The 20,781-nt window shown below is 64.7% G+C and carries 19 protein-coding genes; 10 read left to right on the plus strand and 9 right to left on the minus strand.

The window, feature by feature from the left end; genetic code table 11:
- The first annotated feature begins 224 nt into the window (after positions 1-224).
- Positions 225-1,157 (plus strand): DUF2493 domain-containing protein, encoded by a 933-nt coding sequence (locus ACO2Q5_RS18475; RefSeq protein WP_423293773.1) that lies wholly within the window; start codon positions 225-227, stop codon positions 1,155-1,157.
- Between the two features lie 34 nt (positions 1,158-1,191).
- Here the strand turns inward: ACO2Q5_RS18475 and ACO2Q5_RS18480 are convergent, their stop codons facing one another.
- Positions 1,192-1,884, minus strand: coding sequence for a GIY-YIG nuclease family protein (locus ACO2Q5_RS18480; protein ID WP_423293775.1), 693 nt, complete (start codon positions 1,882-1,884; stop codon positions 1,192-1,194).
- 18 nt (positions 1,885-1,902) lie between these two features.
- On the opposite strand from ACO2Q5_RS18480, the gene ACO2Q5_RS18485 reads away from it, so the two are divergent.
- Both ACO2Q5_RS18485 and ACO2Q5_RS18490 read left to right on the plus strand, forming a co-directional pair.
- Entirely contained in the window at positions 1,903-2,175 is a 273-nt protein-coding gene (locus ACO2Q5_RS18485; protein ID WP_423293777.1) for a TrbG/VirB9 family P-type conjugative transfer protein, read from the plus strand.
- Positions 2,176-2,507: 332 nt separating this feature from the next.
- A complete protein-coding gene (locus tag ACO2Q5_RS18490) occupies positions 2,508-3,455 on the plus strand; it encodes an IS481 family transposase (protein WP_423293778.1) in 948 nt (315 codons plus the stop codon).
- Positions 3,456-3,475: 20 nt separating this feature from the next.
- On the opposite strand, the gene ACO2Q5_RS18495 is transcribed toward ACO2Q5_RS18490, so the two are convergent.
- The 7 genes from ACO2Q5_RS18495 to ACO2Q5_RS18525 all read right to left on the minus strand — a co-directional run bounded on the left by ACO2Q5_RS18495 (position 3,476) and on the right by ACO2Q5_RS18525 (position 12,527).
- Positions 3,476-4,387: a hydroxymethylglutaryl-CoA lyase gene (locus tag ACO2Q5_RS18495; RefSeq protein WP_423293780.1), complete on the minus strand. Its 912-nt coding sequence runs from the start codon at positions 4,385-4,387 to the stop codon at positions 3,476-3,478.
- The gene (locus ACO2Q5_RS18500; RefSeq protein ID WP_423293782.1) at positions 4,384-5,625 is read right to left on the minus strand and encodes a CaiB/BaiF CoA transferase family protein; all 1,242 of its coding nucleotides are present in this window, start codon (positions 5,623-5,625) and stop codon (positions 4,384-4,386) included. The genes ACO2Q5_RS18495 and ACO2Q5_RS18500 overlap by 4 nt, the downstream gene beginning before the upstream one ends.
- Before the next feature lie 91 nt (positions 5,626-5,716).
- On the minus strand, positions 5,717-8,119 hold the full coding sequence (locus ACO2Q5_RS18505) for a 1-deoxy-D-xylulose-5-phosphate synthase N-terminal domain-containing protein (protein ID WP_423293784.1): 2,403 nt from the start codon (positions 8,117-8,119) through the stop codon (positions 5,717-5,719).
- 4 nt (positions 8,120-8,123) lie between these two features.
- On the minus strand, positions 8,124-8,771 hold the full coding sequence (gene maiA / locus ACO2Q5_RS18510) for a maleylacetoacetate isomerase (RefSeq protein WP_423293786.1): 648 nt from the start codon (positions 8,769-8,771) through the stop codon (positions 8,124-8,126).
- 12 nt (positions 8,772-8,783) lie between these two features.
- The gene (locus ACO2Q5_RS18515; RefSeq protein WP_423293944.1) at positions 8,784-9,479 is read right to left on the minus strand and encodes a fumarylacetoacetate hydrolase family protein; all 696 of its coding nucleotides are present in this window, start codon (positions 9,477-9,479) and stop codon (positions 8,784-8,786) included.
- A 31-nt stretch (positions 9,480-9,510) separates the two neighbouring features.
- Positions 9,511-11,436: a TRAP transporter permease gene (locus ACO2Q5_RS18520; protein WP_423293788.1), complete on the minus strand. Its 1,926-nt coding sequence runs from the start codon at positions 11,434-11,436 to the stop codon at positions 9,511-9,513.
- Positions 11,437-11,552: 116 nt separating this feature from the next.
- Positions 11,553-12,527: a TAXI family TRAP transporter solute-binding subunit gene (locus ACO2Q5_RS18525; protein ID WP_423293790.1), complete on the minus strand. Its 975-nt coding sequence runs from the start codon at positions 12,525-12,527 to the stop codon at positions 11,553-11,555.
- A 215-nt stretch (positions 12,528-12,742) separates the two neighbouring features.
- Between ACO2Q5_RS18525 and ACO2Q5_RS18530 the strand changes: the two genes are divergently transcribed.
- The 7 genes from ACO2Q5_RS18530 to ACO2Q5_RS18560 all read left to right on the plus strand — a co-directional run bounded on the left by ACO2Q5_RS18530 (position 12,743) and on the right by ACO2Q5_RS18560 (position 19,941).
- Positions 12,743-14,104, plus strand: coding sequence for an aromatic ring-hydroxylating dioxygenase subunit alpha (locus ACO2Q5_RS18530; protein WP_423293792.1), 1,362 nt, complete (start codon positions 12,743-12,745; stop codon positions 14,102-14,104).
- 86 nt (positions 14,105-14,190) lie between these two features.
- Positions 14,191-14,748 carry an aromatic-ring-hydroxylating dioxygenase subunit beta gene (locus ACO2Q5_RS18535; RefSeq protein ID WP_423293794.1) on the plus strand — a complete coding sequence of 186 codons (558 nt, stop codon included), beginning with the start codon at positions 14,191-14,193 and terminating at the stop codon, positions 14,746-14,748.
- Positions 14,749-14,759: 11 nt separating this feature from the next.
- Positions 14,760-15,065, plus strand: a complete 306-nt coding sequence (locus ACO2Q5_RS18540; protein WP_423293796.1) for a non-heme iron oxygenase ferredoxin subunit — start codon at positions 14,760-14,762, stop codon at positions 15,063-15,065.
- A gap of 30 nt (positions 15,066-15,095) precedes the next feature.
- Entirely contained in the window at positions 15,096-15,929 is an 834-nt protein-coding gene (gene hcaB, locus ACO2Q5_RS18545) for a 3-(cis-5,6-dihydroxycyclohexa-1,3-dien-1-yl)propanoate dehydrogenase (RefSeq protein ID WP_423293797.1), read from the plus strand.
- 155 nt (positions 15,930-16,084) lie between these two features.
- Entirely contained in the window at positions 16,085-17,536 is a 1,452-nt protein-coding gene (locus tag ACO2Q5_RS18550) for an aldehyde dehydrogenase (protein ID WP_423293799.1), read from the plus strand.
- A gap of 188 nt (positions 17,537-17,724) precedes the next feature.
- The gene (locus ACO2Q5_RS18555) at positions 17,725-18,969 is read left to right on the plus strand and encodes a cytochrome P450 (RefSeq protein ID WP_423293801.1); all 1,245 of its coding nucleotides are present in this window, start codon (positions 17,725-17,727) and stop codon (positions 18,967-18,969) included.
- 114 nt (positions 18,970-19,083) lie between these two features.
- The gene (locus ACO2Q5_RS18560; RefSeq protein WP_423293803.1) at positions 19,084-19,941 is read left to right on the plus strand and encodes a fumarylacetoacetate hydrolase family protein; all 858 of its coding nucleotides are present in this window, start codon (positions 19,084-19,086) and stop codon (positions 19,939-19,941) included.
- A gap of 48 nt (positions 19,942-19,989) precedes the next feature.
- Here the strand turns inward: ACO2Q5_RS18560 and ACO2Q5_RS18565 are convergent, their stop codons facing one another.
- Positions 19,990-20,514 (minus strand): MarR family winged helix-turn-helix transcriptional regulator, encoded by a 525-nt coding sequence (locus ACO2Q5_RS18565; RefSeq protein WP_423293805.1) that lies wholly within the window; start codon positions 20,512-20,514, stop codon positions 19,990-19,992.
- Positions 20,515-20,781 lie beyond the last annotated feature (267 nt).

The following is a 20,781-nucleotide window of genomic DNA, read 5'->3' on the forward strand; positions in this document are numbered from 1 at the left end:
CGGACATATCCAACCACTCCTTCTTCCCGGGGAACCGTTGAAGCCAGACTCGACGGTTGGGGTGGGGGTGTCCACATCATCAAATCAGCCGCCCCCCGTCCTCCTCCACATGCGTTCCGGCCCCGAAAGGGGGTGAAGGGGCGTCACCTCCCACGGCTTTCGCAGCCCATGAAGGCCGCGCGGGATGACGCGCGGACGAGTTGATGCCCGGAGGCAAGAAACCAATGACGATCCACACCCACGACGACGCCTATGAACCCGCCCATACCGCATCCCAGACCGCCCACGCGCTCGACGAGCTGCAGCTCTATGGCTACCGCCCCTTCGACGAGCCCGATCCGCGCCCAATGCCGGATGCCGACCGCCTCCGGGGTGCCGTCGCGGATATCTTCGACGCCCTCGTCGCGAGCCTCGCCGACACCCGCATGGAACCCGATCTCGAAGAAGTGCTCTGGGGCCAGGTCAACCTCTTCCACCGCGCGACCGCCCGGATCGAGCGCAACCTCGATGACAACGAGCAGGGCCAGCGCCGCCTCCAGCGCGAGCAGGACGGCTCCGAGGTGAAATCCACCGAGCTTGAGCGCCTGGTGGCCGAGGGCCTGACCCTGACCGAACGGCGGAACTGCATGGACATGATGCGCGACCATGCCGCGACCGAGTTCTGGCATCACACGGGCTCGACCTGGCGGCCCCGCACCGGCTCGATGGTGAACCATCAGCATCTGACCGCCGCGCTGATCGACAGCCGCGATTACCTCGCCGCCAAGCGCCGCGCCGAGACCGAGGTGATGCTGCCCGCAGGCCCCAAAGTGGCCCTCACCGGCGGGACCGACTTCAACGATCACCGCCTGATCTGGGGCAAGCTCGACCAGGTCCGGACCAAGTATCCCGACATGGTGCTCCTGCATGGGGGGAGCCCCAAGGGCGCCGAGCTCATCGCCGCCAAATGGGCCGAGGCCCGCGGCGTGACGCAGGTTGCCTTCAAACCCGACTGGACCAAGCACGCCAAGGCCGCGCCCTTCAAGCGCAACGACGCCATGCTGGATGTACTGCCCGTGGGCGTCCTCGTCTTCCCGGGCAACGGCATCCAGGAAAACCTCGCCGACAAGGCCAGAAAGCTCGGCATCCCAGTCGTGAAGTTCGAGAGGGGGGCGTGAGCCCCTCTCTAACTTACTCGGGGCGATAGGCCACTCAGATCGAAGCTGGCAGTTCTCGCGCGGCCGCCGACTGCATGTCAGCCAAGCTGGCATTTCGGCGGGCCAAGGTTTCGTGCCATTCCTGTGCCTCCCGATCCTTGAAGAAGCCGGCCGTAGGCGCCAGGCGCCCGACCGCCGCTTCGACTTCGTCCAGGGAAACCCGGAAGAATTCCTTGCGGAAGTTCGATGTGTTGATCCGCTTCTCAGCGAACTCCCTGTGAAGAGCTAGTTCCAGTGCCGGTGCTGCGTCGCTGTAGATCATGGCGTGGGTGTCGAAGCTGAAAGGAACGCTCGCGTCTCCAAGTTCGCGGACCCGGTCATCGGGATCAAGCCGACGGGTCAGCCCGATTTTCACGACGTCATCGCCAAACGAGCCCACGTTCGAGATGATGTAGACATAGCCAGACTTGGTCATTTCGGCCATGGCGCGGGCACGTTCGCTGGCGAGATGCGCCGCGGCCAAGGCCGCCTCCAACTCGGCAATCCGTTGCGCGTTGCCGTCGCCGTTCGCCTCTTTCCGCGCCTTCTCCAGAAGGGCCTGATACTTGGCCTCCTCCCGCTCGGCGGCCTCGGCCTCCGCCAGCAGCTTCTTCTCTTCCTTCTCGGCGCGGGCCATTTCCGCGCGCTCTTCCTTCTCGCGCTTGAGTTGTTCGCGGTACTCGTGGGTCAGACGCAGTTCTTCTATCATGAGGGTGCCGATGCACGCGTGCGTTCGGTCCTCTACAACCCGGTCGATGTGACCCGTCTCGACACGCAGCTCCGCGTCAATACGGCCATCGAGCTTGGGGAGAGGATCGACTCCGTGCTTCTGGGCGACAGCGAAGCCTTCGAGGTCGAGGTCCTGTCGAACCGCACCACCGTCTCGGTGAAGCCCGTGATTGCCGGGGCCGAGACCAATATGACGATATACACCGGGCGGCGGACGATCACGCTGGCGATCAGCGAGGGTCGTTCGCGGAACCCGATTTACCGGCTCTGATGATGTGACCGCCCCCCGACGGCATCAATGTGCCAAGGTGGGTCTGCGACGATCCACAAGAGGGGAACGGTCATGTCGGAGATTACCACGGTCGGGCTCGATCTGGCGAAGAATGTGTTTCAGGTGGAGAGGCCAAGGCATCCGCTTCGACTTCCGGCGTCAACACGGTGGGCCGCAACGCATCTTCGACAGCATCCATCATCGCCTCGGCGATGGTGGCCTCGTGGATCGGTCGCGACGCCGGATTGTCACCATAGTGGTTTGCCGCCACCTCGGTGTTTGATCCCACGGTTTGATGGTGCGATCCTTTCGCGGGATTGGAAGGAAGCACTATGGGACAGGTTCGTCACGGCAGCGCCACGACCACGTTCGCCGTCAGAGCAGCAATACAGCGATCGCAAGCTTCGCTCGCGCAGCTGAGCCGGGAGTTCGGCATCAACCCGAAGACCTTGGCGAAGTGGCGGAAGCGGGCGACGGTCGAGGACATGAAGACCGGGCCGTCGGAACCGCGATCCACCGTCCTGACCGAGGAAGAGGAAGCGGCGGTCGTCGCCTTCCGGCGGCACACGCTTCTGCCGCTCGACGATTGCCTCTATGCCCTTCAGCCGTCGATCCCCCACCTTACACGATCAGCGCTGCATCGGTGCCTTCAGCGTCATGGCATCTCGCGCCTGCCGGATGTCGAGGGCGAGAAGCCCCAGCGGCAGAAGTTCAAACGCTACCCTATTGGCTTCTTCCACATCGACATTGCCGAGGTGCAGACCGCCGAGGGCAAGCTCTTCCTGTTCGTGGCCATCGACCGCACCAGCAAGTTCGCTGTCGCCCAGCTTGTTGAGACGGCCGACAGACGCACAGCCTGGGAGTTTCTGGAGCACCTGCTGGAGGCGGTGCCCTACCAGGTCCACACGGTTCTCACCGACAACGGCATCCAGTTCGCGGAGCAGCCACGTAACCGGAACACCATCTACTCCCGGCCAATGCGCTTCGACATGATCTGCGAGGCGAACGGGATCGAGCACCGCCTGACCAAGCCCAACCATCCCTGGACCAACGGCCAGGTCGAGCGGAGGAACCGCACGATCAAGGACGCCACTGTGAAGCGCTTCCATTACGACAGCCACAATCAGCTTCGCAGCCACCTCGCCGCCTACAACTTCGCCCGCCGACTGAAGACGCTCAGCGGGCTCACGCCCTACGAATACATCTGCAAGGTCTGGACCTCAGAACCGGATCGATTCATCCTCGACCCGATCCACCAGATGCCGGGACTGAACACCTAGACGTTGCTACATCAATCCTTCTATTTGCACGCGTTTTGTGCGGTGTTTGTCTCTGTGTTAGCGGGAATGTGGCTACAATTCGCGCCCGGCAGCGCGGCAGCGGCAGCCCCAAGCGGCAGTAGGGCTGCGAGGTCCATGCCGGTTTCCACGCCACAGTTCTGGAACAGACGCACGATATCCTCGGTGGCAACGTTGCCGCTGGCGCCCGGCGCATAGGGACAGCCGCCGAGTCCTCCGATCGCCGAGTCGAAGATGCGCACGCCGCGTTCGTAGGCCGCCCGCACATTCACCCGGCCGTGGCCGTAGGTGTCATGTGCATGCATCGCCCAGGTCGAGACCTCGGGAAAGGCTGTCATTACAGAATCGAACAGCGCCGCAACCTGATCCGGCGTGCCGCGGCCGGTGGTGTCGCAGAGGCAAACCTCGGCATCTGGGCGCACCTCGAGCGCGCGGCCCAGAAGATCGAGCACCGCCGTGGCAGGGGTCATGCCCTCGAACGGGCAATGGAAAGCGGTGGCAAGGTTGAGCCGCATGCGGATCCCCGCCGGCGCCTCGGCCACAAGCCGGGCGTAGTCGGCCAAGGCCTCGTTCGGTCCGACGCGCACGTTCGACCGGCTGTGGCTTTCCGAAACCGAGATGACATAGGACAGGAAACGCGCCCCGGCCTCGATCGCCTTGTGGCCGTAGCGGGCATTGGGGACCAGGACCTGCGGCAGAACGGCGCCCTGCGCCAGAACATTGGCCAGCACCTCGGCCGCATCGGCGAGCTGCGGAATGGCGCGCGGACTGACGAACGAGGTGATCTCCATTCGCCGCACCCCTGCGGCCGCAAGGCCGCGGATCATGGCGATCTTGGTTTCGGTCGGTATGAATGGACCAATGTTCTGGAACCCGTCGCGCGGACCGACCTCGACGATCTGGACAGAAGTCATGCAATCACTCCCTTCTTCCGAAGCTGCTCGATCTCGGCCTCGGTATAGCCGACGATGTCGGCGAGAACCGCTTCGGTATCCTGTCCGACCTCCGGGCCGGTGCTGCGGATCGTGCCGGGAGAGTCGGGAAAATGCGGCACGATGCCGGGGTGAAGCAGTGTGCCATGGCGCGGATCGCTGACTTCGCGGACCATGCCGCGCGCACGGAACTGTGCATCCCCGGCGATGTCGGCGGCCGAGTAGATCAGGGTCGAGGGGATGTCGGCCCCGGCCAGGACCTCTGCCAGACGCTTGGCGTCGAAGGTGCGGGACCAGGCAGAAATCGCCGCGTCGATCGCTTCGACATTCTGCAAGCGGCCGGCATTGCTTTTCAGCGCGGGATCTGCACCCAGGTCGCCGCGTCCGATCAGCACCATCAATCGCTGGAACAGGAGATCGGAGTTCGCGGCAATGATGACCCAGCGGCCATCCTTCGACGGATAGGCATTGGTCGGCGCCGCCGAAGCGATGCGGGCGCCGACGGGCTGGCGGACCAGACCGAGCGCGGCGTATTCCGTGACCACCCCTTCCATGAGCGACAGCACGGCTTCGGTCAGGGCGATGTCGACGGTGCAGATCGGGTCATCCGGCTGGCCCTGCGACGCAAGAGAACCGCGGCGCACTAGCCCGGCAAGAACACCGATCACCGCATAGAGACCGGCAACGGAATCGCCGATGCTGATGCCGACACGCGGCGGCGGCAGGTCGGTGGTGCCCGGAGGATGGTCGGTAAGGTGGCGCAGCCCGCCGATGGCCTCGCCGATGACGCCGAAGGCCGCGCGGTCACGGGCCGGTCCGGTCTGTCCGTAACCCGAGACATGGGCGACGACCAGTCCCGGCCGCAGGTCGTGCAACCGGTCGCGGTCGAAACCGAGCCGCGCCAGACCGCCGGGACGCTGGTTCTCGATCAGCGCGTCGGACCGGGCGATGATGCGCGCCACGGCCTCGATCCCTTCGGGTTGCTTCAGGTCCACCACCACCGACCGCTTGTTGCGGCCATGGACGCTCCACCACAGCGAGGCACCGCCCGATTGCGCGCCCCAGCCGCGGACGGGATCACCCCCTGGCGGCTCGATCTTGATGATCTCGGCGCCGAGATCGCCGAGAATCCGGCTGGCAAACGGGGCGGCGATGAAATGGCCGATCTCGACAATGCGGATGCCGGAAAGTGGCGGTTGGGCTTCGGGTCTTGTGGACATCTGTCTTCCTCGAGATTTTCCGGTGGCATGGCTGCCGCCGGAAAAAGGGTTCCTGTCTTGCATGGCGAAGCCGACGCAGGCCGACCTCAGGTCAGCCGAGCGGGCGTCCGGCGCTGTGGCGCCCCGCCGCCGCAACGATGCCGTCCGCGTCGATGCCGAAGTGCCGGTAGAGATCGGCGATCCGGCCCGTCTGGCCGAAATGCTCGACCCCGAGGGGAACGGTCCGGTGCCCGCGGACGGCGCCAAGCCAGCCCAGGGTCATCGGATGGGCGTCGATCACCGTGACGATCAGGCAGTGCGGCGGCAGACCGGCCAGCAGTCGATCGGCGTGCGACACGCCATCCGGGGCATGCCGCGCGGCCGTCCAGCCGGCATGAAGCCGGTCGGCGGAAGTGACCGCCAGCACGCCCACGTCGCGCCGCGCGCCGGCGATGCGCCCCGCCGCCTCGATCGCCTCGGGCGCGACCACACCCTGATAGGCGATCACCACCTCGGCATTCGGGCCAGGCTCGCGAAGCCAGTAGGCCCCGTCGATCACGCCCCGCGCGAACCCCGGATCGGGGCGGCGCAGGGACTGCTCGACCGGCCGGGTCGAGAGCCGAAGATAGACCGACCCGCCAGCTGCATCGGCTAGCCCGGTCTGCGGATCGGGATCCTGCCCGCCGTCACGCTGGAGATAGTCGAAGGACCAGCCCGTGATGATGGCAAGCTCGTCCAGGAAGGCCGGCTCGAAGGCGGCAAGACCGTCCTGCGACATGCCGATCAGCGGCGTGCCGATGGACTGATGCGCGCCGCCCTCGGGGGCAAGCGTGATGCCCGAAGGGGTTCCGACCAGCAGGAAGCGCGAATCCTGGTAGCAGGCGTAGTTCAGCGCATCGAGGCCGCGCGCGACGAACGGGTCATAGACCGTGCCGATCGGGATCAGCCGTTCGCCGAAAAGGCTGTGCGACAGGCCTGCGGCGCCAAGCATGAGCATCAGGTTCATCTCGGCGATGCCAAGCTCGATGTGCTGACCCTCGGGCTTGAAGTCCCATTTCTGTGTCGAGGGTATGCGCTCGTCGCGGAAGGTGTCGGCCTCGGCCGCCCGCGCGAAAAGTCCGCGCCGGTTGACCCAGCCGCCGAGATTGGTCGAGACCGTCACATCGGGCGATGTGGTGACGATCCTGTCCGCCAGCGGCCCGCCCAGGCGTGCGATCTCATCCAGGATCTTGCCGAAGCCGGCCTGGGTCGACAGGACCCGGTCTGCGGGCGCGGCCATTGCCGGAACCGGCAGGGCCGGCGCGGTCAGGCGGCGTCGCCCCTGGCTGAAGAAGGGCACGCGCGACAGGAAGGCACGCAATCCGGCCGTATCTGGGACGGCCGCAAAGGGCTCCCACTCGGAACCTTCGGGTATCGTCATCGCCTGCTGGAACTGGGCCATCTGGCCGACCGTCATCAGCCCGGCGTGATTGTCCTTGTGGCCAGCAAGCGGCGTGCCCCAGCCCTTGACGGTATAGGCCAGGAAGACAGTCGGCTGTTCGCCGGTCGCGGCATCGAAGGCCTCGCAAAGGCTGGCAAGGCAGTGGCCGCCGAGGTTCTCCATCAGCGCCGCAAGATCTGCGTCACTGCGCGCCTCGATCAGCGCAGAGGCCGCGCCCTGATCGCCCAGATCCTCCATCAGCCGTCGGCGCCATGCCGCCCCGCCCTGGAAGGTCAGCGCCGAATAAAGCGCGTTCGGGCAGGCGTCGATCCAGTCGCGAAGCTTCGCGCCGCCGGGTTCGGCGAAGGCAGCCCGTTGCAGCGCCCCGTATTTCAGCCGCACCACCCGCCAGCCGAAGGCCGCGAAACTTGCCTCGATGCGTCCGAAAAGCCCCTCGCGCACCACGCCGTCAAGGCTCTGCCGGTTGTAGTCGATCACCCACCAGACGTTGCGCAGATCGTGCTTCCAGCCCTCCTGAAGGGCCTCGTAGATGTTGCCCTCGTCCAGTTCCGCATCACCGATCAGCGCCACCATGCGGCCCAGTTGTGCAGTCCGGCCATGGCCCTGAAGATAGTCCTGCACCAGGCTGGAGAAGATCGGGATCGCCGCGCCAAGCCCGACCGAGCCGGTCGAGAAATCCACGTCGTCCACGTCCTTGGTGCGCGAGGGATAGCTTTGCACCCCGCCATAGCCGCGGAAATTCTCCAGCCGGTCTCGGGTCTGGTTGCCCATCAGATACTGGATTGCATGGAAGACCGGGCCGGCATGCGGCTTTACCGCCACGCGGTCCTCGGGGCGCAGGGCATGGAAATAGAGCGCGGTGAGGATCGCGGCCATCGAGGCCGAGGACGCCTGGTGCCCCCCGACCTTCACGTCGCGCTCGTCCTTGTCGCGCAGGTGATTGGCGTTGTGGATCGTCCAGCAGGACAGCCACAGGAGCCGCCGGTGCAATGTCTCCAGATGCGAAAGATCCCCGGCGCGCTGCAACAGGCCGACGGCAGGAGAGGGCGAGATCGCTTCGGGTGCTACGGACATGGGGTCACACTGCATCGGGCTGGTTCATCGGCGCGGCATCGCGGAAGGCGGGCAGCGCATCGAGCGCGTCGAAGATTCGCGCGATCGTGGGCCAGCGGCTGGTGTCGATCGCAAAACGGCGGTTGTTCCAGACCTGGGCGTAGAGGCAGCAGTCGGCAAGGCCGGGGGTGTCGCCGTGGCAATATGCGCCGGTGCGACTGTCCTCGGCCAGCATGATTTCAAGCGGATCGAACGTGGTCTCGACCCAGTGGACGAACCAGAGCTTCTGCGCGTCCTCGTCGGCGCCGAACTGCTCTGTCAGGCGATTGAGCACTCGCAGGTTGTTCAGCGGATGGATTTCGCAGGCGATCATGCAGGAAAGCGCCCGCACTCGGGCGCGACCCTCGGCATCCTTCGGCAGCAGCGGCGGCCCGGCCTGGGTTTCGTCGAGCCATTCCATGATCGCCAGGGATTGCACGAGCGCCGTTCCGTCATCGAGTTCCAGCACCGGCACAAGCCCGGCCGGGTTCATCGCCAGAAAGCCGGGTGCCCGGGTCTCGCCCTTGCGGAGCGCATAGGAGACATAGTCGGTCGCAAGCCCCTTGAGGTTCAGCGCGGCCCTGAGGCGCGTCGAGGTTGAGGACCGGAAGAAGTTGTGCAGGCGCATGGTCATCTCAGTTGCTCCTCATGCCCGTGGCCCGATCGTCGTGACAATCTGGCCGAGACCGTCGATCGAGACCACGCAGACATCGCCGACCTGCATTGCCCCCACGCCCGCGGGCGTGCCGGTCATCACCAGGTCGCCTGGGCGGATTTCCATCGAGCGCGACAGGATCGAGACGATCTCCGGCACCGACCAGATCAGGTCGGCAAGGTCGGCGCGCTGCCGGACGGTGCCGTTGACGCTAAGGCTGATCGCGCCGTGGCCGGGATGGCCGACCTCCGCGACCGGGTGGATCGGGCCGATCACGGCAGAACGGTCGAAGGCCTTGCCCCAGTCCCAGGGACGGCCTGCCTCGCGCGCGGCAAGTTGCAGGTCGCGCCGCGTCAGGTCGTTGCCGACCGCATAACCGAAGATGTGCTCCTGCGCCCGATCCTCCGGGATCTCCGTGCCGGCCTTGTCGATGGCGACCACCAGTTCCGCCTCATAGTGGAAGTTCCGCGTCTCGGGGGGATAGGCAACCGTCTGACCGTCCTCGACCACGGCATCGGCGGGTTTGGTGAAGAAGAACGGCGGGTCGCGATCCGGGTCCTTGCCCATCTCGCGCGCGTGTTCGGCATAGTTGCGTCCGACGCAGAAGATGCGCCGCACGGGAAAGCGCGCTTCGGTGCCGGCGACCGGCAGGCTGGGAACGGGCGGCGGCGGAAAGCAGTAGTCCATCGGTTGGCTGACCTTTTCACAGGGTATCATATCAGGGTTCTTGCTCGGGCTGGACGGGCTGGACGGGCTGCGGCATTGCGGGCGGCATCCTGCGCAGGAACCAGAGCAGTGCCAGCATCCCCAGTCCCAGCCCGTGGGCCGCGGCAAGGGGAAGTCCGCCCAGGGGCAGCGGCAGAAGCAGCGCACCGCTCACGGCAAGAAGCACGCGCCGGATGCCGTCGATGCGACCGCCGAACCAGCCCGCCAGGGCCGCCGATACCGCGTAGACCCCGCCGGTCGCCGCACCTGCGGCCATGAGGATCTCTGTCGCGTTGCCTTGCATCAGCAGCGGCGGCGAGACCACGAAAAGGAACGGCACGATATAGGCCGTCCAGCCCAGCCGCATCGCGACGAGCGAGGTCTGCATCGGCGGCGCCTTGGCAAGGGCGGCCGCGAAGAAGGCGCCGATGGCGATCGGGGGCGTGACCATCGACATCATGCCGAGGTAGAAGATGAAGAAATGGGCGGCGATCGGCGAGACGCCGGCCTCGACAAGCGGCGGGGCGAGAAGAACCGCCAGCAGCAGGTAGACCGCGACCGTCGGCATGCCCATGCCCAGCACCAGGCTGGCGACCGCGGTCAGGACCAGAAGCAGCAGCAGGTTGCCCTGGCCGATCTCTGCCAGCGCGAAAGTGCCGGCAAAGCCCAGGCCAGTGACGTTGAGAACGCCGATGATGAACCCGGCGGCCGCCGAAATCATCAGGATGTCGGTCATCGCGAATCCCGTTTCCACCAGCGATTGCCAGATCGCGCGAAGGGCGATCCGCTGGCCACCATAGCCGAAGACGACGCCGCAGATCAGGGCCGCGCCGGTTGCCCAGAGCGCGGCCGTTTCCGGCCGCTGGCCGAGCCAGAACAATGCGCCGACCATGACCACGAAGGGCAGGATGAAGATGCCGCCGCGGCGCAGCGTTCGGCCGGCAGAGGGAATCTCGTCATCGGGCAGGGGGGCGATACCGGATGCGGCGGCCTCGAGATCGACCTGGAAGTAGAGCGCCAGATAGTAAAGCGCGGCCGGGATGACGGCGGCAAGCGCGATCTCCGCATAGGGCACCTGAAGGAAATCGGCCATCAGGAAGGCAACGGCGCCCATGACCGGCGGCGCGATCTGGCCTCCGGTCGAGGCAACGGCTTCCACCGCCGCGGCCATGGCCGGCCGATACCCCGACCGGGTCATGAGCCGGATGGTGACGACGCCGGTCGCCACGATGTTGGAAACCACCACACCGGAAATCGTTCCGAACAGGGCCGAGGCGAGAATCGAGATCTTGGCCGCCCCGCCCCGGCGACGCCCCAGCGCGGCGAGGGAGATGTCGTTGAAGAACTCGGCGCCGCCCGCGCGCATGAGGATCTGCCCGAACAGCACGAAGGCGACCACGACGGTCACGGCCACGTTGAGCGTGAGGCCCAGCATGCCATTGGCATCGAAGGCGACGTAGGTCAGCAGCTGCTCGGGCGCAACATGCCGAGTTTGCAGCGAACCCGGCACCAGATGGCCGACCAGCCCGTAGCCGGCAATGCCCATCACCACCAGCACCAGCGCCCAGCCCACGACCCGCCGCAGGCCCTCGAGCACCAGAAGGAACAGGATGGCGGCAATGGCCACCACATCCGCCGAGGCCGACATCGCGCGGCCGATCAGATCGACGTAGCGGAACGAAACGTATAGCGAGATCCCCAGCCCGAGGGCGGCAAGCACCCAGTCGGCCAGTTGTCCCTGAACCGCGCGCTCGGTCCCGTCGCTGCCGCGGCGTTCGATCAGGAAGACCAGGCCCAGGCCGACGCCTAGAGCCGCGGCGAGCACCTGCTCGGTGTAGATGTAGAGGCCAAGGCGACTGGGCATGTCCAGCGCGAAGGCGATGGCGATAAGGGTCAGGGCGACCGCCAGCCCCTGTACGATGACAGGGCGGACAGCCATCGGCCGGACGCTGTTTGTCTGTGTCACCTCGAAGTCCCCACTGGACGAGTTGTCGTGATGCAGAAGCGCGGCGGGGCACTGGCCTCTGTCTGGCCCGCCCGGCCGCAACAGTCCCGTCAGTTTGTGGGCGTCCTTGCCACGCCACGCTCGGCGAAGAATGCCTCGGCCCCCGGATGGTATTCCACACCGGGGTAATCCACATAGGCGGTCTCGACGTTCAGCGCGGCGAGGGGCGGATAGGCCGCCATGATCGCGTCACGGTTGTCGAAGATCGCTGCCAGCAGCGCCTTGACCTGCTCGTCGGGAACATGCGCGCCGACCACCAGCACGTTGTCCCAGGTCAGCATCATGATCGGCTTCTCGATGCCTACCCGAACCGGTGCCGGCGTGACTTCCGAGAAGTAGTAGGTTGGCCGATGCCTGCGCACAGCCGCCAGCGCCGCCTCGTCCGAGGCGACCTCCAGGAAGCGGACCCCGCCAACCGAGGCGCTGACTTCGGCCACCTTCGGCCCGCCCACCGCGAAGAAGGCCGCATCCGTCTGGCCGGACACCAGCGCGTCCGCGCCGCGGATCAGTTCGGGCATCGGCACGCCGATCACCTCGTCATAGCTGATACCGTCGGCCTCAAGCAGCGCGCCGACCAGTGGGCGGTTCAGGGGAAACGCCTCCCAGCCGGAAGGAACGCGCATGCCCTTGAGATCGGACACGCGGGTCATTCCCGAATCGGCACGCACGAAAAGCCCGACCGGGAAGGGATTGATCCTGGCCACGACCCGCAGGTTCGGCATCGGTGCCGAATATTCGCCGGTTCCACTGACGGCGGTAATCACATCGTTGATATCGTTCAGAGAATATTCGGCCAGCGCGTCGTTGACGGCCTGCATCATCTGGCCGTTGCCGCCATAGGGCTGAACGACCAGCCGCCCGCCGTCCGCCTTGCGGGCCTCGGCGGCGATGACTGAGGCCATCGTGTTCCAAACGGATCCCGCAGGCGGGGTCGCAATCGCCTCGACCTGCGCCGAAGCATTGCCCGATGCCAGACAGCCCGCCAGCGCGGCGGCCGCGAATCGCGCCGAAAACAGTCTTCCCATGCTCGTCCTCCCCCTTCGATTCCTGCGTCAACCCGGCACTTGCCTCCCGCAGAGCCGGCCCCTGGATCATAGCCAACCCCCGAAAAATTGGAAGCATGCTTTTTTTCTTGTCGGAATTTCCGGATTGCGCTAATGACACCCTCAAGGCTTGCGGCTCGCGGAGGGGTCGCTCGGGGGGCCACAGCCAATCTTTGTTTCAACGGGAGGAAGTCCAAATGAATGCCAGCGTGCACAGCGCCTCAGGCGCGTATTCCGACGCGGAAATTCTCGGGATGATCGACGAGAAATCCGGGGTCTACAATCCGAAGATCTACACGGACGAATCGCTTTACAAGCTTGAGCTGGAACGCATCTTCGCCCGCACCTGGATCTGCATGGGCCACGAGTCGCAGATTGCCAAGCCGGGTGACTTCATCACGTCCTACATTGGCGAGGATCCTGTCGTCGTGTCGCGGCAGAAGGATGGAAGCATCCGCGTCTTCCTGAACCAGTGCCGGCATCGCGGCATGCGCATCTGCCGCGCCGACTCGGGCAATGCGAAGGCGTTCACCTGCACCTACCATGGCTGGGCCTACAACCAGGGCGGCGATCTGGTCAGCGTCCCGATGGAGCAGGAGGCCTTCGGTGGCTGCCTGAACAAGAAGGAATGGGGTCCGAAGCAGGCGCGGGTCGAGACCTACAAGGGTCTGATCTTCGCGAACTGGGATGCCGAAGCCCCGTCGCTTGACGAGTATCTCGGCGAAGCCAAGTTCTACATGGACATCATGCTGGACCGCTGCGAAGGCGGCACCGAGGCGGTGCCGGGTATCCAGAAATGGGTCATTCCCTGCAACTGGAAGTTCGCGGCCGAGCAGTTCGCTTCTGACGCCTATCACGCCGGCACGACCTCGCACCTGTCCGGCATCATGGCCGGCGTTCCGGACGACGTGGATCTGTCGCAGGTCGCGCCGCCGACCGAGGGCCTGAACGTGCACATGTCGAACGGCCACGGCTGCGGCCTGTTCCTGCGCAACCCGATGTTCTTCATGACGATCCTCGGGCCGAAAGTGACAGAATACCTGACCTCGGGACCGGCTTACGAGGAAGCGACGCGCCGCCTGGGCAAGTCGCGGACGGATGTGCATCTCTGTCACACCAACATCTTCCCGAACCTGTCGTTCCTGACGGGGATCAACACGGTCCGCATGTGGCAGCCGCGCGGCCCGAACGAGATCGAGGTCTGGACGTTTGCCCTGGTGGACAAGACCGCCCCGGACGAGATCAAGGAGGAATGGAGCCGCAACATTTCGCGCACCTTCACGGCGGGCGGCGTCTTCGAGCAGGACGATGGCGAGAACTGGTGCGACATCCAGCAGGTTCTTAGGGGCCATGTCGCCCAGCAGCAGAAGTTCAACATCGAGATGGCCACCCACACGATCACGACCGAGAACCCCGAGGGCTTCCCGGGGGTCAGCTTCGCCTACACCTATGGCGAGGAATCGGCGCGCGGCCTGTATCGCTACTGGACCCAGATCATGACCGCCCCGGACTGGCCCGCGATCAACAAGATCAAGCCGCTGGCGGTTGCGGCGGAATAACGCTCCACTGGCGGCGACAGTCCGCTGACTAGTCAGATCGTCTGCCGGCAAGACCGGCAGACACCCTAATGCAGTGGGAGGAAACCATGCTCGATACTACCTTCAAGACCGCCTTCGAGCGCAAGCCGAAGCCCGTTTCCCTTGAACTTCAGCACGAGGTCGAACAGTTCCTGTACTGGGAGACCAAGCTGCTGACGGATCGCCGTTACCAGGAATGGTTCGGCCTTCTCGCCTCGGATCTGCGCTACTGGATGCCGATCCGCTCGACCAAGATCATGCGGGAAGTCGCCTTTGAATACACCAACGAAAACGGCTTCGCGCATTTTGACGACAACTGGTTCACGATGAAGGGCCGGATCAAGAAGATCATGTCGGATGTGGGCTGGTCCGAGAACCCGGCATCGCGGCTCCGCTACCTGGTCGGCAACGTGATGATCGTCCCCGAGAGCGAAAACACCCTGAATGTCGTGTCGGCGATGATTGTCTACCGCACGCGGCAAGAACGCCAGGAAGACGTGTTTGCCTGCGAGCGTCAGGATGTTCTGCGACGCGTTGACAGCGAAGCCGGTTTCGAGATCGCGAGCCGCAAGATCCTGGTGGATCAGAGCACGATCCTCTCGAACAACCTCAGCTTCTTCTTCTGATAGGGGCGCAAATGGCGTGGACAAAGGCTTTCCCTTCGGCAGATTTGCCGGAGGGAGAAATGAAGCAGTTTTCTGGGGCTAGCGAACCGATCCTGGTCTGCAAGGTGGATGGCAAGGTGCACGCCGTCCAGGACACCTGCACCCACGACACCTGGTCGCTGGCGGACGGCTTTCTCGAGGACGGGATCGTCGAGTGCAGCCTGCACTTCGCGAAGTTCTGTGTAAGGACGGGTCAGGTCAAGGCTCTTCCCGCCTGTGAGGCTCTCAAGGTCTTCCCGGCGAAGATCGAGAACGACATGATCTACATAGACTGCTGACACACGGCGGAAGCCAAAGGAGGGAACGCAATGCAGCTCAAGGATCAGGTCGCGCTCGTGACCGGAGGCGGATCGGGTCTCGGTCGGGCAATCGTCGAGCGTTATGTCGAGGAGGGCGCGCGTGTCGCGATCTTCGACCGCTCGCAGGAACGCATCGAGGAAGTGACCAAGGCACTCGGCGGTGCGGTCATCGGCATTGCCGGTGATGTGCGCGAAATCGCTGACAACAAGCGGGCCGTCGCCGAATGTGTCAAGGCATTTGGCAAGCTGGATACCCTGGTCGGCAATGCCGGTGTCTGGGACTGGTCGAAATCGCTGGTCTCGACCGAAGATGACGCGCTTGTCACCGCTTTCGACGAGATGTTCGCTATCAACGTCAAGGGTTACGTCCTTGCAGCGAAGGCGGCGCTGCCCGAACTGTACAAATCCAAGGGGCAGATGATCTTCACCGCCTCGAACGCATCGTTCTACCCTGGCGGCGGCGGTGTTCTCTATACCGCGACGAAACATGCGGTGGTCGGCATGATCAAGCAGATGGCGCACGAATTCGCACCGCATGTGCGGGTGAACGGCGTCGCCCCCGGCGGCATCGGGGGCAGCAACCTGGCCGGCATCGGCGCCCTTGGCCAGGCGGGGCACAAGTTCTCGGAACTGCCGCTGAACGACCTGATGAAACAGATGCTGCCGCTCGAGCGGGCGTTTCACGCCCGGGAATATGCCGGCGCCTATGTTTTCTTCGCAAACCGCAAGGACAACCAGCCCGGAACCGGTGGCGTGCTGAACTTCGATGGCGGTATCGGCATGCGGGGCTTTGCGTCCGCAAACATGGGCGCCGAACTGGTCGAAGCCTTCGGTAACGCCTGAATCGGTCGGGGCAGGTTCGAGCCCGGTTATCGGATCGAACCTGCCCCGGAACAGAGATGATCGACTTTCCTAGACCGGCCCGCGCCGGACGATGGCTGTTGCGCCCGGCTTGACTGCCAGGCCCAGGCACCAGGAAACCAACAGGAGGAAACGCAATGGATACCCTGCTCTATATCGACAACGAGGCGCGCGGCGCGACCGACAACGCCACCTTCGCCCGCCGCTCGCCGGTGACCGGTGAGGTCGTGACCCAGGGCGCCGCGGCGAAGCCGGAGGATGCACTGGCGGCGATCGATTCGGCGCAACGCGCCTTTGCGACCTGGTCCCAGACCGGTCCGGGCCAGCGTCGCGTGCTGCTGATGCGCGCCGCCGATGAAATCGAGAAGCGCACCGAAGACTTCGTCGTCGCGATGAAGGGCGAGGTTGGCGCCGGCGAACTCTGGGCGCGCTTCAACGTGATGCTTGCGGCGAATGTGTTCCGCGAAGCCGCAGCGATGACCACGCAGATCCAGGGGCGCACCATTCCCTCGGACAAGCCGGGCACGCTGTCGATGACCGTGCGCCAGCCGGTCGGCGTCATCCTGTCGATCGTGCCGTGGAACGGGCCGATCGTGCTGGCGGCGCGCGCCATCGCCTATCCGCTGATGTGCGGCAACACGGTCGTGTTCCGCGCCTCGGAAACCTCGCCCAAGACGCATGCCCTGGTGGCAGAGGCAGTCTATGCCGCAGGCTTTCCGGCCGGAACGCTGAACTTCGTGACCAACGATCCGAAGGACGCCCCCGAAGTCATCGAGAGCATGATCGCCCACCCGGCGGTGCGCCGCGTCAACTTCACCGGCTCGACCAACGTCGGCCGGATCATCGGCGAGAAATGCGGTCGCCATCTCAAGCGGTGCATCCTGGAGCTTGGCGACAAGTCGCCGATGGTCGTGCTGCGCGATGCCGACATCGACGGCGCAGTGAACGCGACGATCTTCGGGGCCTTCCTCTACCAGGGCCAGATCTGCATGTCGACCGAGCGGGTCATCGTCGAAGATCCGATCGCCGACGCCTTCGTCGAGAAGCTTGCGGCACGCGCTGCCCAGCTTCAGGCCGGCGACCCGCGCACCCAGGCCGCCTGCGCGCTTGGCCCCGTGGTGAGCCAGGGTGCCGCCGACCGGTTGAACGCGCTGCTTGACGACGCGGTGGCGAAGGGGGCGAAGCTCAGGTCCGGCGGTCACGCAGACCGCACGCTGATGTCGGCGACTGTGCTGGATGGCGTCACCTCGAAGATGCGCATCTACTCCGAGGAAGCCTTCGGCCCCATCCTGCAGGTGATCCGGGTCAAGGACGCAGACGAGGCGGTGCACGTTGCCAACGACACGGAATACGGTCTCTCGGCCGCCGTGTTCGGCAACGACATTACCCGAGCAATGGACGTGGCGATGCGCATCCAGACCGGTTCGGTGCACATCAACGGCGCGACCGTCGCCAACGAGGCGCAAGCCCCCTATGGCGGGACCAAGGCAAGCGGATGGGGTCGTTTCGACAGCCAGGCGGTAATCGAGGAATTCACCGAGCTGAAGTGGCTCACGATCGAGCAGCCGACCCAGCAGTATCCTCTGTAACCGGCGGCCAGAGGGAATGATCAGGTCCGGCCCGTGGCTTCAGCCATGGGCCGGACCACAGAAGAAGCGGGCACTGCTTGAACGCGCCATGTATGCTAGGACATCATCAGCCCGAATGCGACAGTGGCGGAAATGATGTCGAGCCCACAATCTCAACCGTTGTCCAAGCGCAACATCAGGATGAACAGATGACCGTGAACACCGCAGTTGACGAAGCCCTGTCCGACAAGGCCCGCGCCTTCAACCTCTTCAACCCTCCTGAAGACTATTTCGACAATCCGAGCCGCTATTTCCGCCTGCTTCGCGACGGCGATCCGGTCCACACCCAGGAAGACGGCAGCGTGCTGCTGACCCGCTATGACGACGTGCGCCAGATCTGGCGTGACCTGAGCGGCCTCGTCTACAAGGGCGACCAGTTCCGCAAGCGTTTCGGCGAAGGTCCGCTTCTTGAGCACCACACCTCGACGATGCTGTTCCGCGACAATCCGGATCACGACCGTCTGCGCAACATCGTCAACCCGTTCTTCGCGCAGAGCTCGATCCAGATGCTTTCCAGGTTCACCCAGGAAGTTGTGGATCGCGAGATCGAGAAGGTGAAGAAGATGGGCGAGTTCGACTTCGTCCGCGACTTCGCCTTCCGGATTCCGGTGGCGCTGATCTGCAAGATCATCGGCGTGCCGGTCGAGGACGCGGATTATATCCAGGCCGTCGGCCGCAAGGTCTTGTTCCCGCTGAACCCGAAGGTGCCGCAAACCGCGATCGCCGAAGGGCACGACGCCGTCACCGAATTCAAGAACTACCTGCGCCCGTTCCTGGACGAGATCAAGTCGCGGCCGGCGATCGACCCGACCGAAAGCATCCTCTGCGCGATGGCCGCAGCCCAGCGCGAGGGTGTCGAAGTCAGCGACGACGAGATCCTGCACATGTGCATCGTGACGCTGAACGGCGGCCACGAGACCACGACGAACCTCATCTCGCAGTCGATCCACTTCCTGATGGACGATCCCGAAAGCCTGGCGCAACTGCGCGACGGCGCGGCGCCGATCGCGCCCGCGCTGGAGGAATTGATCCGGTTCATCACGCCCTTGCAGCTTCAGGGTCGCCGCACGACTCAGGAGGTGGTTCTTGAAAGCGGCAACGGGACGCTACCCGCCGGCACCGAAGTCGTCCTGTGCCAGGCTTCGGCAAACCGCGACGAACGGATCTTCGACAACCCCGACAGGCTGAACCTTTCGCGCCGGCCGAACAACCATGTCGGCTTCGGTGCCGGGATCCACGTCTGTCTGGGGCGGCCGCTGGCGCGGCTCGAAGCCTCGATCGCGGTTCCCACCGTGCTGCGGGAGCTGCCGACGCTGACGCGCAACGGCAAGGTGCGCTTCCAGCACAACACGCGGTTCCGGGGTCTGGAACTGTTCCCTGTAAGGCTCGCCTGAGCCTGCGGGCAAAGAGACGGAACAAGGATAAAGGCTCCGGCCCTGCCCATGGGGCGGCCGGAGCATTCGAAGCCATGGCAAGTGGTGACGGGATCACGGATTGGGGAAACCAGGATGAAGATTTGCCGTTTCAACAAGACTCGCGTCGGGCTTGTCGAAGGCGACGAGGTCGTTGATGTGACCGCCGCGCTGGATCTGCTGCCGGAAGTGCGCTACCCGCTGCCGCGGCACGACCCGATGATTGCGCATCTCGACCGGCTGCTGCCTGCCTTCGCGGAGGCGTCGCGCAGCGGCAAGCGCAGGAAGATCGCCGAGGTCTCCCTCGAGTCTCCCGTGGCGAACCCCGGCAAGCTGGTGGCGGCGCCGGTCAATTACGTCAAGCACCTCGAGGAAGCGCGCGAGCAGAAGGAACTGCACCAGAACAATGCCGCGCAGATCCGCGTCATCCAAGAGACGGGCCTTTTCCTCAAGGCCACGAGCAGTCTGATCGGGCCGTGCGACCCTGTTACGCTGCGCTTCCCCGACCGTCGCTCTGACCACGAGATCGAACTCGCGGTGATCATCGGCCGCCGGGCTGATCGCGTGGCGGCAAAGGACGCGCTTGAACACGTCGCGGGCTACGCGATCGGGCTGGACATGACGGTGCGCGGTGCCGAGGAGCGCAGCATGCGCAAATCGGTGGATACCTACTCGGTGCTCGGCCCCTGGCTGGTCACGGCCGACGAGATCCCCGATCCGTCCCAGTTGGACTTCGAGCTTAAGGTTGATGGGGCGACCCGGCAGAAAGCCAATACCCGCGATCTGGTGCTTGGCGTGCCGGAACTGATCGAGATGGCCAGTCGCTTCTACACGCTCGAAGTCGGCGATGTGATTTTCACCGGAACACCCGAGGGCGTGGGTCAGGTTCTGCCTGGAAACCGGATGCACGCCTGGATCGACCGGATCGGCGCCATGGACATTCAGATCAACTGATCTCCAGACCGGCTGACCGGGAAACCTCCGGTCAGCCCCTGACGCCAATCAATCGCTGTCAGGGCCCGGAAATTCGGGAATCGACGATCGCGTGAATTTCCCGGATTTCTGGACGTAGCTGGCCAACTGCCCGACGAACCGGTCCTTCTCATCCTTATCCAGTTGATCCAGCAGCAGCGACCGCAAGCGCTCGACCCGGCCTTCCCCCTTGATGGCCAGTGCCACACCGGCCGGGGTCAGTTCCAGAACCTTCTGGCGGCCATCGGTGTCACTTTTCCGGATCAGCAGCAGCCCGCGCTTTTCAAGCATCGTGGCTGTCCTGCCGCAGCTTGCCTTGTCCACCACCGCGCTCCGGGCAAGTTCCGTGACCGACAGGCCGGGATAGTTCCGGGCCGTCGCGATCATGATCCACATCATCGGCGAAAGGTTGAGGCCGGCCATGGCCTCGTCGAAGCAATACAGGAATATCTGGTAGGTTCGCCGAATCAGGTGTGCGGGATGTTGGGTCAAGACCTTCTGGCGCTCGCCTGAATCCAGGATTCCGAGTGGGTTCAGCACAGTAAGATCGTTCATCCCGCAGGGCCCTTTGTCACGTCGGTGGGTCAATCACTGGCACAGCCCGGCGCCGACGATGATGGTCATACCGAATGTAAGTATGCTTGCGAGCGACCGCAAGCGCAATCACCGATAGCATGCGATCTTGCCGCAGACTGGTTCCGGAATGGGCCGGGAAAGCCAGGCCGCAATCGGCTTGACGCGCCCCGAGAAGCGCGCTAGGAGATAGTATGCATGCTTGATAAGTTGTCCGTCCCATCTACAGGGCGGAGAACCGCAAAGCAG

Origin of the sequence: Neotabrizicola sp. VNH66 (assembly GCF_049445895.1) — a bacterium.
Lineage (GTDB): Bacteria > Pseudomonadota > Alphaproteobacteria > Rhodobacterales > Rhodobacteraceae > Pseudogemmobacter.

Bases quoted from the DNA above. Each gene is read 5' to 3' on its own strand.
- ACO2Q5_RS18555 (WP_423293801.1), top strand. From the start codon at position 17,725: ATGACCGTGAACACCGCAGTTGACGAAGCCCTGTCCGACAAGGCCCGC.
- ACO2Q5_RS18520 (WP_423293788.1), bottom strand. From the start codon at position 11,436: ATGGCTGTCCGCCCTGTCATCGTACAGGGGCTGGCGGTCGCCCTGACC.
- ACO2Q5_RS18560 (WP_423293803.1), top strand. From the start codon at position 19,084: ATGAAGATTTGCCGTTTCAACAAGACTCGCGTCGGGCTTGTCGAAGGC.
- ACO2Q5_RS18480 (WP_423293775.1), bottom strand. From the start codon at position 1,884: ATGATAGAAGAACTGCGTCTGACCCACGAGTACCGCGAACAACTCAAG.
- ACO2Q5_RS18505 (WP_423293784.1), bottom strand. From the start codon at position 8,119: ATGTCCGTAGCACCCGAAGCGATCTCGCCCTCTCCTGCCGTCGGCCTG.
- ACO2Q5_RS18475 (WP_423293773.1), top strand. From the start codon at position 225: ATGACGATCCACACCCACGACGACGCCTATGAACCCGCCCATACCGCA.
- ACO2Q5_RS18565 (WP_423293805.1), bottom strand. From the start codon at position 20,514: ATGAACGATCTTACTGTGCTGAACCCACTCGGAATCCTGGATTCAGGC.
- ACO2Q5_RS18495 (WP_423293780.1), bottom strand. From the start codon at position 4,387: ATGACTTCTGTCCAGATCGTCGAGGTCGGTCCGCGCGACGGGTTCCAG.
- ACO2Q5_RS18550 (WP_423293799.1), top strand. From the start codon at position 16,085: ATGGATACCCTGCTCTATATCGACAACGAGGCGCGCGGCGCGACCGAC.
- hcaB (WP_423293797.1), top strand. From the start codon at position 15,096: ATGCAGCTCAAGGATCAGGTCGCGCTCGTGACCGGAGGCGGATCGGGT.
- maiA (WP_423293786.1), bottom strand. From the start codon at position 8,771: ATGACCATGCGCCTGCACAACTTCTTCCGGTCCTCAACCTCGACGCGC.
- ACO2Q5_RS18535 (WP_423293794.1), top strand. From the start codon at position 14,191: ATGCTCGATACTACCTTCAAGACCGCCTTCGAGCGCAAGCCGAAGCCC.
- ACO2Q5_RS18530 (WP_423293792.1), top strand. From the start codon at position 12,743: ATGAATGCCAGCGTGCACAGCGCCTCAGGCGCGTATTCCGACGCGGAA.
- ACO2Q5_RS18500 (WP_423293782.1), bottom strand. From the start codon at position 5,625: ATGTCCACAAGACCCGAAGCCCAACCGCCACTTTCCGGCATCCGCATT.
- ACO2Q5_RS18515 (WP_423293944.1), bottom strand. From the start codon at position 9,479: ATGGACTACTGCTTTCCGCCGCCGCCCGTTCCCAGCCTGCCGGTCGCC.
- ACO2Q5_RS18540 (WP_423293796.1), top strand. From the start codon at position 14,760: ATGGCGTGGACAAAGGCTTTCCCTTCGGCAGATTTGCCGGAGGGAGAA.
- ACO2Q5_RS18525 (WP_423293790.1), bottom strand. From the start codon at position 12,527: ATGGGAAGACTGTTTTCGGCGCGATTCGCGGCCGCCGCGCTGGCGGGC.
- ACO2Q5_RS18490 (WP_423293778.1), top strand. From the start codon at position 2,508: ATGGGACAGGTTCGTCACGGCAGCGCCACGACCACGTTCGCCGTCAGA.